Origin of the sequence: Dyella sp. AD56 (assembly GCF_002878475.1) — a bacterium.
GTDB lineage: Bacteria > Pseudomonadota > Gammaproteobacteria > Xanthomonadales > Rhodanobacteraceae > Dyella.
Window position 1 is genome coordinate 121880 of record NZ_NRDP01000016.1, and the last position, 14696, is coordinate 136575.

Below are 14696 nucleotides of genomic sequence, written 5' to 3' on the forward strand. Positions count from 1 at the left end.
AGGGCGCCGGCTCTTGCCTCGTCCTTCAGTGGTCGCGAACGACCTCCGCCGGTGCCGCATCGCCCACTTTTTGCGCCAGCGGCAGCGCATCGTCGACCAAATGCACCAGAAAGCGTCCCGGCTGCTCCTGCATCATCATGTGCGCGGAGTCGGCGAAGCTCACCAGTCGCTTGGAAGGCGCCTGGATATCGTCGAACCATTTTTCCGCGGTTTCATGCGGCGTGGTGAAATCGTGCGCACCCACGTAGACGATCACCGGGCAATCGAAGTGCGTGGTGTGGTCGAAGTTCACGTCCAGCAGTGCATCGAGCAGGTGATTGAGCGAGAACAGGCTGCCCTTGTCGATGGCGTCCAGGTCTTCGCGTGTGTAATCGGGCGACAGTTCCTCGGCATCCACGTCGAACTGAAAGTCCTTGCGACCCCAGGCGAGACCGCCGTAGTACATCTCCCACTGACCTCGCACGCCGATGCGTTCCGGCGTGAGCTTTGCCGTGCCCGGATACGGGCCAATGCCTTCGAGCTCAGCGATAGCCTTGGTGTTGCCTTCGGCCTTGGCGCGGCCCAGTGCGTAGTTATAGCCAATGGCTTCGTTGCGACGGCCGTTTACCACCTGACCCACCGAGATATACGCGTAGAACCAGTCGGGGTGCTTCTGCGCGAGATGCACCCCGAGCACGGTGCCCCACGAATGCCCAAGCAGGAAGATTTTCTGCTTGTGGTAATGCTCGCGCAGATACTGGGCCACCTGCGCAGCGTCGTCGGTCATGCCTTCCACGGTCATGCCGGGAGCCATCGCGGCCTCGCTGTTCGCGCGATACGTCTTGCCGCTGCCGCGCTGATCCCACTGCACGACGGTGAAATAGTCCTCCCACGGCGTCTGGAAGGTGTAACCCTCTGGCATCGCTGGCGATGCGGGGCCGCCGTGCAGGAACAGCAGGATGGGATTGCGGCGGTCTTTGCCACGGATGGATATCCACTGGTCGATGCCGTTGATGTGCAGCTTGATCTTCTCGTCGATGCCTTGCGGCGTGATGATCATGCGGTTGCTGTCGAGGATGCGGCGCACTTCGTCGCGCGAGATCATCGACTTGTCCGGCGTGGTCGCGGCGGTGGCGGGTTTGGCGGGCGCGTCGTCGGCATGGGCGTGGCCTGCAACAAGGCCGGCAGCAAGAAACAACGTGACGAACGCGGACGTGCGCAAGATATTCAAGACAGCTCTCCTGGCTGATATGAGTCCGTGGAGCCCCTCTGCTCCGCCGGATGATGCTTCGACGCCCTGCACTCCAGTGCGGCGCCGTTGTGGTGGATAGAGCAAGCGGCATGCCAGCGTTGCGATGCGCGAAAGATCTCCACTTGATCAGTGACTTGCGGCCGACAGCGCCCGGCTGACCCGGCGTCCGCGGACAAGCGCCCGGACGTCCGGCCCTGTCCGCCCGTCCGGACATTGAACAAGCCAGCGGCGCCCCTTCACCCATGAGACATCCAATTTGCCGCACACTCGCCAATCTCTGTGCATGCTCAGGTCGTTCACGTGCAAGTCGCTCATCTCCCGCATCGCTCCGGATTTCCGCTTCGCAGAACGTTATGTGCCCTCGTCATGCTGCTTGGCGGCGCGGCAGCCATGCAGACACATGCACAAGGCTCGTCGCGCAGTGCCGCGCAAGGCACCAGCGGCAACCAGCTGGCCGTGCAGGTCAACGATGACCGCATGACACTGTCCGTCGCCAAGGTGCCGCAGGTTTACCTGTACGGCCTGATCGACGCAGACGCAGCGCAGCGTGTGGGCGCGATGATCCAGTCGCGCAAGATCCCGCCCAACAGCGACATCTACCTCAACTCCCCGGGCGGCGACCTGGCTGCGGGTATCGCGCTCGGACGCCTGTTCCGCGCAGGCAACATGACCACGCACCTGGGGTCGCCGCGACGCACCGCGACTCAGCCGGTCTTCCCGAAGTCGTCGCAATGCGTGGATGCCTGCGCCTATGCCTATGCCGGCGGACTGTTCCGCTGGGCGCCCACGGGCAGCGACCGCTTTGGCGCGCAACCGGTAGCCGGCAATGCCTCCGCAACCATGACCACGGCCTACCTGAAGGACATGGGCGTGGATCCGCAGGTGTTCGGCAGCGCGCCGAGCGGCGAAGTGACCTGGCTCGATGCGGATCAGATGCGTAAGGATGGCTTAGCCAACAACGGTCGCCTGTTGCCGACCGCCGTCTATGGCCCAGCTAACGGTGGTACCTCGCTCACGCTCACGCAGCAGGCGCGTGATGGCGAGCATCGCCTGATTCTTCAGTGCCGCCCCGATGGCCTTTCCATCACGGCGAACTACGCCATCGGCGCGGATCGGGCGCGTCAGATGGTGGCGCGGGCCACGCACTCGTACTTCGAGATCAACGACAAGCCCGCCGCCGACGACAACCATGCGAACATTTCTACGGTCGGCTCATCGGTGGTGTTCACCCAGAGCATTCCGCTGACGCAGTTGAACCAACTGCCGTCCGCCTACCTGATGGCCGCGTGGCTCGCCGACCGCGGCGGCAATGTGCGCTACGGCTTCTGGATGGAGATGGATCCGGTACGCAACGAGCTGCGGAACTTCAGCAACGGCTGCCAACAGATGGCGAAGCAGAACGCTCCCGCCAAGGGCTGATCACCTGAGACACTCCCGTGTCCGCATCTTGTATGCGGACACGCCTGGCCTGTCCTTCGCCATGCCACATGACATGTGACGGCACATCGCACGCAATGGCATCCTCGGTCCCTCTGCGAAACGACGAGGTGAGTCATGTGGAAAACGATGGCAACCGCGTCCCTGGCCTTGGCGTGCCTTGCACTGCCGGCACACGGACAGACGCCGGAACGAACGGTGAGCGGCACGTCCGTCACCTCTACCCACGACCCGAAGATACGCATCGACCTGCCTGCGTCGGCACAGTATGTGGGCGCCGACCGCTGGCTGTTGTTGGGCTTTGACGACTGCGAAATGCATCTGTTCGCGGATGCCGATGCCGACAAGCACATCCAACGCCTGTACTGGGTGCAGTTCGAGGCCTATATCCCCGAGCGACCCGACATGCATCACGACTACTCGGGCTCGCGCCACGTCACCATCAACGGTTTGGATTTCTACCTCGACACCTGGGTGCAGGATGCCAGCCAGCCCGCCGAGAAAGACTCGGACGGTGAGCACCAGCGACGCCTGCTTGCCACGAAGGGCTATACCCGACCAGCCAATGGCATGTATGTGCGGCTGGTCCATCTGCCTGACGCGCAAAAACGCAAGGAGCTGATGGTGATCTACGGTGAGGATCTCGCGCCCACGGGGTTCAGCGCAGCGCAGCTAGGCGAGCACGGTGCGGCGCATGATCGCTGGCCGGCCATCGAAAAGGCCTTGATCGAACGCGCGCAATCCCGTGTGACTTTCAGTCCCTGATAGAAAAACACCCCGGCAAGCCGGGGTGTTTTCAAATGAACCGTGGTGGTGCGCTTACGGCGCTTTATCACCACTCGGGTGCGACACGAACTTCGGCGGCGTTGGCTCGTTGGCAAACTGCCACGCACTGAGATACGCCAGCTTGAGGATCTTCGCCATCTTCGGGTAGTCGATCTTCTCTGCCGTATCGCTCGGGTGGTGATAATCCGGATGGAAGCCGGTGAACCACCAGAACGCCGGTACGTTGTGCAACACGAACGGGAACTGGTCCGAGCGGAAGAACACGTTCAACGCGTACTCGTGGTCGAAGCGATCGTCCAGCGTGAGCCCCACGTCCGCATTCGCCTTGGCGACGGTGCGCTGGTAATCCGGGCTATACGCCGCGCCGATCAAATTAAGGCGATTGCTGGTGTCGGCGGGAATATCGATCAGCCCATCGGTCTGCGGGCTGGGCTTCTCGTCACGACCGATCATGTCGAAGTTGATCATCGCGCGCGTGGTGTCCAGCGGACGCAGCGGATGCGCGGCCAGATAGTACGCACCGAGCAAGCCACGCTCTTCCGCCGCGAACACGGCAAACAGAATCGAGCGTTTGGGCTTGGTCGGATTGGAGGCGAACGCGCGCGCTAGCGTCACCACACCCACCGTGCCGGAGGCATTGTCATCGGCGCCATGCCAGATCTTGTCGCCGGCCTGGCCGTCATGATCGTGGTGCGCGCTGATGATGATGGTTTCCGGCGCCAGCTTGGGATCGCTGCCTTCGATCAGGCCCACTGCATTCCACGTGGTTGCCTCGCGACGCGAGCTGTTCTTCAAATGCAGGCTGATCGAGGTATCCGGTAGCACCAGCGAGCGCGGCTTGAGGTCGGCGTCGATGCCCGACTGCAAGGCTTTCGGTGTGCTCCCGCTGGTGCTCAACAGGGCGTCTTCCACATCGGCGGAGATGACCATACTGGGAATGTGCAGGGGACTGTCCGCCAGCGCCTGCGCGGGAATGGGATTGGCCGCGTGCTCAGCCTGGTGACCGATGCGCTTGCGCACTTCCAGTTGCGAGGGATGATTGTGTGAAGGCTCCGGTGCCAGCAGCACCGCCACCGCGCCATGTTCCTGCGCGTTCAGCACCTTCACGTAACCGGTGGCATAGCGGGTGTTGCCAGTACCGTTGAAGATCGACTTCGGATCGGTCTCCTGCGGCTCGTGATCGAACACCACCACCACCTTACCCTTCACATCGAGGCCGGCGTAATCGTCGTAACCCAGCTCCGGCGCAGTGATGCCGTAACCGGCGAACACCACGGGCGCGGAGACGTCCTGATCCGTGGGGAAGGCGCCCGACACCTCCGGATCCTTCCACTCGGTGTCCTTACCCTTGCGCTTGAGCACCAGACTTGTGGCCTTGGCGTCCGGTCGGTACTCAATCAGCGGCACCGCCTGCAGGAAGCTGGGCTTGCCCTGGGCGTCAGTCGCGGCGGGCTTGAGCCCGGCCTTGTCGAACTCGGAAGCGATCCACTGCACCGCCGCGTCATCGCCCGGCTGCAGGGAGAGACGACCCTGTAGCGCGTCGGAGGCCAGGAAGCTGATATCGGCGTGCAGGTCCCGCTCACGGATCTGCGCCAGGCCGGGCTGCTCGGGAGCGGGCACCGTCGCGAGCGCGGCGGTGGTGAGGGTCGCGGCAAGCGCGAGGACGAGGAACCTGCGAGGCATGGACACTCCGATGGGCACGGACGGCTGGCCGTCCGGGGGATGGAATGAAGGAGGTTGCCATGGATGCGGCGGACGGGCAAACCGACTGTCAAGGCCGATTTCCTTCAGCTTGGTCACGCTTCCAACGCGACACGCAGTTATCTCAATCAGCACGGGGCTCGTCATTGCATCTGAGGCAATACCTCTGCAAGCGCCATGCAAAGCGCGAACTTGGTCGACAACACTAACCCCCATGCGCTGTCCGAGCATCTGAGATCGGAGGTGCCTACGGTGGAAACGCAGCTCGCAAAGATTTGGCTCTCTCAATACGACAGCGTCGTGTCGCCACCACCGATGTCGACGGCAGATGAACCCATCGCGCCCTAAGAACTGCCATCACCGAGTTGCAAGACGGCACCCAACCTCAAGGAAAGGAGAATTGACATGACCGCTATCACACCCTCAGACACCCTCAACCTCGGCCAGGTAAAGGAGCTCATTAGGTCCACTATGGGAGCAACGCTCGCGGATGACTATGTCACCTATAGCGCGCTTGCTGCTGCTGATGGCTCAAGCCTGGTCGGCTTTACACCATCTGCGACAGGAGCCGCTACCCGTCTTTTGCAAGCCAAATGCGCGGACCAACTCAGCGCGCTCGATTACGGCGTTCTCAACGATGGCACGACGGATAACACCACAAGTCTCAGCGCGGCCGATGCAGCCGCCGCAAGCCTGGGCAAGGTCTTATACCTTCCTGCAGGTGTTTATCTTTGCGGCCCTCTTTCCATTTCGTCGGCGTGGGTAGGTGAGGGGCGCGACAAGACGATCATTCGACGGCTTCCTACAGCGCCAACCGCTTCGTTCCTCACGGCATCGAGCACAGCGCTCTCGTTGAGTCACCTCACCATTGACGGAAATCGCTCAACCAGCCCCAACGGTTGCCACAACATCTTCTGTCCGAGCAGCGTCAACGAGATCAGCCTGCGCAATATCCGAAGCTGTAATGCGAAAGCCAATCAGGGCTGGGGGACCGGTGCTTACATCGAGGGGGGCATTGAGTCAGCAGGAAGTGTCATTACCGACTGCCTGTTCACAACCAATGACAGTGACGGCCTGTCGATATCCAACATTGCCAACGTAACGATCACCGGATCGACCTTCTCGGGCAACCTTGGCAATGGGGCTTGGCTCAACAACTACGACCAGACGTTCACCCAGAAACTTCTGTTCAATCGTGTCGCCAACAATCACTTCACCTCCAACAGCATGGCCGGCCTGGTATTGGGAAACTTTGTCCAGAACAACAACTTCAACGCACCGGTCTTTGACATAGGCAACCCCGAAGCGAACTACTGCACGGTTACCGGAAACACATCAACCGAAAATGGTTCCTATGGCTTTGACTTAAGTGGTTGGGCCATCGCTGCTATCGGTAACGTGAGTTACAACAATGCGACAAGTTCAGCCAGTGCTGCGGGCATTCTTTTCAATTGCACCTATGGGCTGCTGAACAACAATGTTGTCTACAAGAATCAAGGAGGGTTCGGTATCGACGCAGGTGGTGCACAGGCGTGCAACATCCAGGGAAATGTCATTACATGGAATGCCGGTGTGGGCCTCAACCTGGAGGGAGGCCCCTTCGCAAGGGTCAGCGGCAACTTCTTCTATCACAACTCTACCGACTCTCTCGGCGAGCAACTGAGTTTGAGTCGTTATGGCGCCGGTGGCTACACCCAGGGTTTCACGACCATTTCCTCAGGAGTGGATGTCGACAGCAACTACTTCCTTATGGACGGTACCCGCATAGGCATCTACGTCCATGACAATCCAGATTCCGTTTCAGTCCGTAACAACCGGTTCTTCTGCGGAACGACCTCGACTATGCCGCGATGCATTTACGCCATTGGCAACAGCGTGAAGATCAGCGACAACGCGGTCATGGACACTGGATTCAGTGGCCTAACAGTTGGGGGATCAGGCGGCCTCGAAGTACCCGATGTTATTCAAGACGTCTACGTGAACAGCACCACCCCCATCAATGATCTACGGACCTCATCCATGCTGCTAGTCGGATCGGGGGTCGCTTACTGCACGCTCACGAACGGTGGTTCAGGCTATACATCCCAACCTTCTGTGATCTTCTCGGGCGGCGGCGGAACGGGAGCAACTGCAGCCTCAATCATCTCCGCATCTGGAGCAGTCACCGGGATCAAGATGATCTCTTACGGTACGGGTTACACCTCGGCACCAAGCGTGAGCATCTCCGGCGGCGGAGGTGCTGGCGCCACCGCCACCGCACAATGGAAGCTTGGCGTGCCAGAACACAGGTCGCTGTCCTTACTGTGCTTGCAGGCCGAGACACTGGTACGTGGCGGTGCAGCCGTCGTCGAGAACCCCGCGTTGTCTGACATCAATATCCCAGCAAACGGGGTCGTGAACCTGATTGGCTATTTCGGCCAGTGGTATCTCAAGGCAAAGAACTTCTGACAAGACGCTGGTTCGGACCAACGCAAACCGATGTGGGATGGAATGAAAACGCCGCGCCTAACGCGCGGCGTTTTCTGCCGACATCAGATGTTCCCTTTGAATTCTTGACGATCCACGCCCCATTGCTCATCTTCAATCCGCCCCAGTAAGCACCATCGTCCCACCTGCTCCACGTGTACAGACCATACGGCGAGCATTGCACTACCAGGCAGGACGACCGTTGGCATGAGTGATGCTTCACTGCCTTGAAGAAGCCTTTTATGGTCCTGCGCAAGTCATGCTCCAAGGAATATGACTGCGCGAGCCCCCCAGATTGTCCGGATAAGGCTCTAACCCACATAGGCTTGAACTAGCGGTGGCCCCACGCCCAGATCGCCCTTGAGTTGGGCCCAGTAGCTATCTCCGATTGCCGTCAAATACCTTTGCATCGACCGCACAACTTGCCTATAGTCAGTTTGTATGACAAATGGATCAAGCCACACGCGTCCAGCCGCCCCTGGCAATGATCGCCAGGATCGAGCACCAGAGGATTTCATGATGAAGCCGATCACCGTTCGCAGCCTGTATGGGCACGTCATGCATGAACTCGGGCTGCGCATCGTCAGCGGCAAGGTGAAGCCCGGCGAGATCCTGCCGCGAGAGGAATCCCTGGCCGAAAGCCTGCAGGTGAGCCGCACGGCCCTGCGCGAAGCGCTGAAGGTGTTGTCCGCCAAGGGGCTGATCGAATCGCGCACCGGCGTGGGCGCGCGCGTGTTGGAAGAACGGCAGTGGAACCAACTGGATGCCGACGTGTTGGCCTGGCGCTGCGCCTCCATGCCGACCGACGACTTTGTCGACAAGCTGGTGGAGATGCGCGAGATCATCGAGCCGGCCGCTGCGGCTGCCGCCGCGCGCCGCCGCACTGCCACGCAGCTCATCGATATCGAAAAAGCCTATGACGCGATGGTCGCCGCGCAGACGCTGGATGCCTGGTCCGAAGCCGACCTGGCCTTCCATGACGCCGTGCTGCAGGCCACCGGCAACGAACTGATGCAGTCGCTGTTCTCGGTAATCGAGACCGCGCTTGGCACGTTCTTCACCCTGTCCGCGCGCAGCGCAACGGATTTCCGCTATTCGTTGCCTTATCACCAGAAGGTGTTCGAGGCGATCAAGCGCCAGCAGCCGGACGTGGCGCGCAAGACGATGCAGGCGATGATTGCTGATTCGCACGAGAACTTGCAGCGCAGCCGCACGCGCACGCGCCGGAAAGCCAGCAAGTGAACACACACCTCATCGGCCTCGACTGGGGTAGCACGCATTTGCGTGCGTACCGTTATGACAGCCAGGGCCAGGTGCTCGACAAGCGCGCGCTTCCTCATGGCATTCGCCAACTTCCCGAAGGCGGGTTCGGCGCGGCGTTTGCGCTGGCCGTAGAAGCTTGGCCGGATGTGCCGGTGATCGCCTGCGGCATGGTTGGCAGTCGCAACGGTTGGCGCGAAGTGCCTTACCTGGACACACCCACCGACGTCGATCGCCTTGCCGATGCACTGACCGCGATGACGACGCCTGACGGCCGCACGCTGCATCTCGTGCCGGGGCTGCGCGACCCATCGCGCCCCGACGTGATGCGCGGCGAGGAAACCCAAGTTGTCGGCGTGGCGGCGCTGCTGCCGGACGTAGCGCGCCATGGTTGCCTGTTGCTGCCGGGCACGCATAGCAAATGGGTGTCGCTACGCGATGGCGTGGTGACCGGTTTCGCCACGGTGATGACGGGCGAACTGTTCGGTCTGCTGAAAGAACATTCCATCCTCGGCGCACAGCTACCGCCGGCTATCGACGATGAGCACGCCTTTCTTCGTGGTGTCGATGCGGCGCGCGATAGCGGAGCAGCGGGCGCGCTGTCGCGCGTGTTCTCGGCGCGCACGCTGATGCTGGATGGCTCGCTGCCACCGGCTTCCGTTCCGGACTATCTCTCCGGTCTGCTGATCGGCGACGAATTGCGCATCGCTCTCGCCAGCGGCTGGGCCACGCCGCACGACAGCATCCATATGGTCGGCGAAGGTCCGCTGTGCGATCGCTACGTCCGCGCCGCAGCGCGCTTTGACCTCACCCTCCGCGCAGCGCCCAATGCAACCACGTCACACGGGCTTTGGCGTGTCGCTGTGGCGGCCGGGCTGGTCTCCACGCAAGCAACGGCATGAATCCATGAAGTCGTGGCTTGATCCCCTCCCCCTTGTCGCCATCCTGCGCGGCCTTACGCCCGACGAAGCCGTGGACATCGGCCGCGCACTGGTAGACGCCGGCTTCCGCATGCTGGAAGTGCCGCTGAATTCACCGCAGCCGTTCGAGAGCATTCGCCGTATGGTCGACGCGCTGGGTGACGACACCCTGATCGGCGCCGGCACCGTGCTCGATCCCGCGCATGTGAAAAGCGTCGCCGATGCGGGCGGCCGCCTGATCGTGATGCCGCATGCGGACGTCAGCGTGATCCGCGCCGCGAAGCAGGCCGGACTCTACTGCGTGCCCGGCGTGGCCACGCCCACGGAGGCATTCGCCGCGCTCGCTGCTGGCGCCGATGCGCTGAAGTTGTTTCCCGCCGAACAGGCGGGCCCCGCCGTGCTCAAGGCATGGCGCGCCGTGCTGCCGAAGGATCTCGCCGTGCTGCCCGTCGGCGGCATCGCACCCGACACCATGGGTCCGTGGATCGCTGCCGGTGCGAACGGCTTTGGCATTGCCTCCGCGCTCTATGCGCCCGGTCGCCCGGCCAGCGACGTCGCCGCGCGTGCCCGCGCGTTTGCCGACGGCTGGCGCAGCCATCAGGTTTCCCAAGGAACGACCGCATGAAGATCACCCGCCTCACCACCTATCTTGTTCCACCACGCTGGTTGTTCCTGCGCATCGACACCGATGCGGGCGTGGTCGGCTGGGGTGAGCCCATCGTGGAAGGCCGCGCACACACGGTTGCCGCCGCCGTGGATGAGTTGTCCGATTACCTGATCGGCAAGGACCCGCGCCACATCGAAGACCTGTGGAACGTGATGTACCGCGGCGGCTTCTATCGCGGCGGCCCGGTGCTGATGAGCGCCATCGCCGGCATCGACCAGGCGCTGTGGGACATCAAGGGTAAGGATCTTGGCCAGCCGGTGCACCAGTTGCTCGGCGGCCCGGTACGCGAGCGCATCCGCGTGTATTCATGGATTGGCGGCGACCGCCCGGCCGATACCGCACGTGCCGCCAAGGAAGCCGTGGCGCGCGGCTTCACCGCCGTGAAGATGAATGCCACCGAGGAACTGCAGTACGTCGACACGCACGCCAAGGTCGAGCAGGTGATCGAGAACGTGCAGGCCATTCGCGATGCGGTGGGTCCACATATCGGCATCGGCCTGGATTTCCACGGCCGCGTGCACAAGCCCATGGCCAAAGTGCTGATGCGCGAGCTGGCGCCGTTCAAGCTGATGTTCATCGAAGAGCCGGTGCTTTCCGATCACCTGGAAGCGTTGCCGGAGCTGGCCTCGATCTCACCTGCCCCCATCGCGCTGGGCGAGCGCTTGTATACGCGCTACGACTTCAAGCGCGTGCTGCAGATGGGTGGCGTCGACATCATCCAGCCTGATCCCTCGCACTCGGGTGGCATCACCGAAACGCGCAAGATCGCTGCGATGGCCGAAGCCTACGACGTCGCCCTGGCGCTGCACTGCCCACTCGGCCCCATCGCGCTGGCCGCCAACCTGCAATTGGATGCGGTGTGCCACAACGCCTTCATCCAGGAGCAGAGCCTGGGCATCCATTACAACGCCGGCAACGATCTACTTGATTACGTGAAGGATCGCAGTGTGTTCAACTACAACGATGGTTTCGTCACTATCCCTCAAGGTCCTGGCTTGGGCATCTCGGTGAACGAGGACTACGTCGCCGAACGCGCGGCCGTGGGCCATCGCTGGCGTAACCCGATCTGGCGTCATACCGACGGTAGCGTGGCGGAGTGGTAAGCATGCCTTTCGCTACTTATCCCAGCCTCGTCGGCCGCCATGTGCTCATCACCGGCGGCGCTACCGGCATCGGCGCCGCCTTCGTGGAGCACTTCGCCAGGCAGGGCGCGCGCGTCTCCTTTATCGACATCGACGAAGCCAGCGGCGAGCAACTGTCGGAAAGCCTCGTCGCCTGCACGCATCGCCCGCTGTTCATCCGCTGCGATGTGACTCAGCTCGACGCGCTCCAAGCGGCCATCGCCACGGCGCGTGAGATGAACGGCAAGGTTTCCGTGCTGGTGAACAACGCCGCCAACGACGTGCGTCACGAGTTCGGCAACACCACGGCAGCCGAGTTCGACCACAACATGGCGATCAACCTGCGCCACCAGTACTTCGCCACGCAGGCCGTGCGCGAGGATATGCGCAAGCTCGGCGGCGGCTCGGTGATCTGCCTGGGTTCCACCGGCTGGATGAAAAAGAACGCCGGCTATCCGATGTACGCCATGGCCAAGTCCGCCGTGCACGGTATGGTCAATGGGCTCGCACGCGAACTCGGCCACGACCGCATCCGCATCAATGCGCTGGTGCCTGGCTGGGTGATTACCGAAAAGCAGCGCCGCCTATGGCTGGACGATGCCGGCAAGGCAGAGATTGCCCGCGTGCAGTGCCTACCCGGCTACCTGATGGCCGACGATCTGGCGCGCGCCGCCTTGTTTCTTGCCGCCGATGACAGCCGCATGTGTACCGGGCAGGATTTCATCGTCGACGGAGGTTGGGTATGAACGTGCGCGCCGCGCTCGCCATGCAGGTGCACAACATACTGGGCGAAGGCGTGACCTGGTGCGACCGCGGGCAGGTGCTGTACTGGACCGACATCCAGTCCTCCACGTTGTGGCGCTACCGCCCGCACGATGGCGCATTGCACCAGTGGAGCATGCCCGAGCGGCTCGCCAGCTTTGCGCTGTGCGAGGCCGATGGCTGGTTGCTGCTAGGCCTCGCCTCGCGGCTGGCGTTCTTCCATCCGTCGACGCAGGCGATCGTGCCGGTCACCGACGTGGAAGCCGATCTGCCAACCCGGCTCAACGACGGCGTCTGCGACCGCCAGGGCCGTTTCGTGTTCGGCACGCTGCATGAGCCGGCTACCGGACCGAAGCAGACCGTCGGCGGTTTCTGGCGGCTAAATCACGACCTGACGCTGGAACGTTTGCCGTTACCCGGCGTGGCGATCAGCAACAGCATTGCCTTCAGCCCCGACGGCGGCACCATGTACTTCTGCGATTCGCCCACGCGCCGCATCCAGCGCTGTGACTACGGTGATCGCATCGCCAATATCCGGACGTTCGTAACGCTTGACGATCCACGCGGCGAACCCGACGGTTCTGCCGTCGATCACGAAGGCGGACTGTGGAATGCCCAGTGGGGACTGGGCCGCGTGGTGCGCTACACGCCGGACGGCCGACTTGACCATATCGTCGACGTTCCCGCCTCACAGCCGACCAAACCGACATTTGGCGGAACGAATTACGCCACGCTCTACATCACCAGTGCGCGCGCTGGCCTCGACGAAGCCGCGCTCGCCTCCCAGCCCTATGCCGGCGCGTTGTTCTTCGCCGAAACAGGCTTCTGCGGCTTGCCGGAACCACGTTTCGCGGGTCCGCCACCGCACGTCATCGCCGCCGCGTAGGGACCGCGGTTCATCCACACAAAGCCCATAGAGGCAAACACATCGCCAGCGGGGGAGATTTATCCATGAATGCCCAAGTCATCGCACCAACCTCGGTGCAATCGAAGGCCACCGTTATTTTCGTCTGCGTACTCGCCGCCTTGGCGGGTCTTATGTTCGGCCTCGACGTCGGCGTCATCTCGGGCGCCACGCAATTCATCCAGGCCGAGTACAACGTCAGCGACCACATCATCGAGTGGATCGTGAGTTCCATGATGTTCGGCGCGGCAGTAGGCGCGGTGGGCGCCGGCTGGCTATCGGCACATCTGGGGCGCAAACGCTCGCTCGTACTCGGCGCCGCGCTGTTTGTGATCGGCTCCTTGCTCTCCGGTGGGGCATGGTCGCCCGAAACGCTGATCGCCGCGCGCGTCGTGCTTGGCCTCGCCATCGGCATCGCCTCCTTCACGGCCCCGCTGTATCTGGCCGAGGTCGCGCCGGAGCACATTCGCGGCGCGATGATTTCCACCTACCAGCTGATGATCACCATCGGCATCTTCGTCGCGTTTCTCTCCGACACGGCCTTCAGCTACAACGGTGCATGGCGCTGGATGCTCGGCGTGATCGCCATTCCTGGCGTGCTCTTCCTGTTCGGCGTGCTGTTTCTTCCCGACAGTCCGCGCTGGCTGCTGATGCGTGGCCGTCGTCAGGAAGCGCTGGATGTGCTGCAACGCCTGCGCGGCGACGCCGAGGTGGTAGCGCGCGAAACCGCCGACATCGAGGAGCAGCTCAAGACGCCTCAGCGCGGCTGGCACCTGTTCCAGGAGAACCGCAACTTCCGCCGCTCCGTATGGCTGGGTGTGCTGCTGCAGGTGATGCAGCAATTCACCGGCATGAACGTGGTGATGTATTACGCGCCACGCATCTTCAAGCTGATGGGCTACGACACATCCGCGCAGATGTGGTTCACCGCTCTGGTGGGCCTGACCAACGTGCTCGCCACCTTCATCGCCATCGCACTGATCGACCGCTGGGGTCGCAAGCCCATCCTCTACACCGGTTTCACGGTGATGACCGTGGGCCTGGGCGTGGTGGGCGCCATGATGCATAACGGCATCCACGACCACGGCGCGCAGATCTTCACCGTGGCGATGCTGCTTATCTTTATCGTCGGCTTCGCCATGTCCGCCGGTCCGCTGATATGGGCCTTGTGCTCCGAGATCCAGCCGCTCAAGGGCCGTGACTTCGGCATCGCCTGCTCCACCTTCACCAACTGGGGCTGCAACTGGGTCGTGGGCATCACGTTCCTCACCTTGCTCAACGGCATCGGCAATGCCAACACCTTCTGGCTCTATGCGGGGCTCAACGCCGTATTCATCGTGCTCACTTTCTGGCTGGTGCCGGAAACCAAGGGCATCACGCTGGAGCAGATCGAACGCAATCTGATGAGCGGCAAGCGACTGCGCGATATCGGCCGCTGAGC

Annotated in this window: 12 protein-coding genes; 10 read left to right on the plus strand and 2 right to left on the minus strand. The window is 62.4% G+C overall.

Annotated elements, in window-relative coordinates; all coding sequences use genetic code 11:
• Positions 1-25 precede the first annotated feature (25 nt).
• A complete protein-coding gene (locus DyAD56_RS12445; protein WP_233202399.1) occupies positions 26-1210 on the minus strand; it encodes an alpha/beta hydrolase in 1185 nt (394 codons plus the stop codon).
• 411 nt (positions 1211-1621) lie between these two features.
• On the opposite strand from DyAD56_RS12445, the gene DyAD56_RS12450 reads away from it, so the two are divergent.
• A complete protein-coding gene (locus DyAD56_RS12450) occupies positions 1622-2650 on the plus strand; it encodes a hypothetical protein (protein ID WP_233202400.1) in 1029 nt (342 codons plus the stop codon).
• Positions 2651-2797: 147 nt separating this feature from the next.
• Positions 2798-3433, plus strand: a complete 636-nt coding sequence (locus DyAD56_RS12455) for a hypothetical protein (RefSeq protein WP_146010496.1) — start codon at positions 2798-2800, stop codon at positions 3431-3433.
• Between the two features lie 54 nt (positions 3434-3487).
• On the opposite strand, the gene DyAD56_RS12460 is transcribed toward DyAD56_RS12455, so the two are convergent.
• Complete coding sequence (locus DyAD56_RS12460) at positions 3488-5137, minus strand: M20/M25/M40 family metallo-hydrolase (protein ID WP_102303083.1); 1650 nt, start codon at positions 5135-5137, stop codon at positions 3488-3490.
• Between the two features lie 423 nt (positions 5138-5560).
• Here DyAD56_RS12460 and DyAD56_RS12465 point away from each other — a divergent pair, with 423 nt between their 5' ends.
• From DyAD56_RS12465 to DyAD56_RS12500, 8 genes are all read left to right on the plus strand, one after another.
• The gene (locus DyAD56_RS12465) at positions 5561-7603 is read left to right on the plus strand and encodes a right-handed parallel beta-helix repeat-containing protein (protein ID WP_102303084.1); all 2043 of its coding nucleotides are present in this window, start codon (positions 5561-5563) and stop codon (positions 7601-7603) included.
• 537 nt (positions 7604-8140) lie between these two features.
• Entirely contained in the window at positions 8141-8863 is a 723-nt protein-coding gene (locus tag DyAD56_RS12470) for a FadR/GntR family transcriptional regulator (protein ID WP_102303085.1), read from the plus strand.
• On the plus strand, positions 8860-9783 hold the full coding sequence (locus DyAD56_RS12475; RefSeq protein ID WP_102303086.1) for a 2-dehydro-3-deoxygalactonokinase: 924 nt from the start codon (positions 8860-8862) through the stop codon (positions 9781-9783). The genes DyAD56_RS12470 and DyAD56_RS12475 overlap by 4 nt, the downstream gene beginning before the upstream one ends.
• Positions 9784-9787: 4 nt before the next feature.
• On the plus strand, positions 9788-10426 hold the full coding sequence (locus tag DyAD56_RS12480) for a 2-dehydro-3-deoxy-6-phosphogalactonate aldolase (RefSeq protein ID WP_102303087.1): 639 nt from the start codon (positions 9788-9790) through the stop codon (positions 10424-10426).
• Positions 10423-11571, plus strand: a complete 1149-nt coding sequence (dgoD, locus tag DyAD56_RS12485; protein WP_102303088.1) for a galactonate dehydratase — start codon at positions 10423-10425, stop codon at positions 11569-11571. The genes DyAD56_RS12480 and dgoD overlap by 4 nt, the downstream gene beginning before the upstream one ends.
• A 2-nt stretch (positions 11572-11573) precedes the next feature.
• A complete protein-coding gene (locus DyAD56_RS12490; protein WP_102303089.1) occupies positions 11574-12335 on the plus strand; it encodes an SDR family oxidoreductase in 762 nt (253 codons plus the stop codon).
• Positions 12332-13237: an SMP-30/gluconolactonase/LRE family protein gene (locus DyAD56_RS12495; protein ID WP_102303090.1), complete on the plus strand. Its 906-nt coding sequence runs from the start codon at positions 12332-12334 to the stop codon at positions 13235-13237. Before DyAD56_RS12490 ends, DyAD56_RS12495 begins: the two co-directional genes overlap by 4 nt.
• Before the next feature lie 65 nt (positions 13238-13302).
• A complete protein-coding gene (locus DyAD56_RS12500) occupies positions 13303-14694 on the plus strand; it encodes a sugar porter family MFS transporter (protein WP_102303091.1) in 1392 nt (463 codons plus the stop codon).
• Positions 14695-14696: the final 2 nt, after the last annotated feature.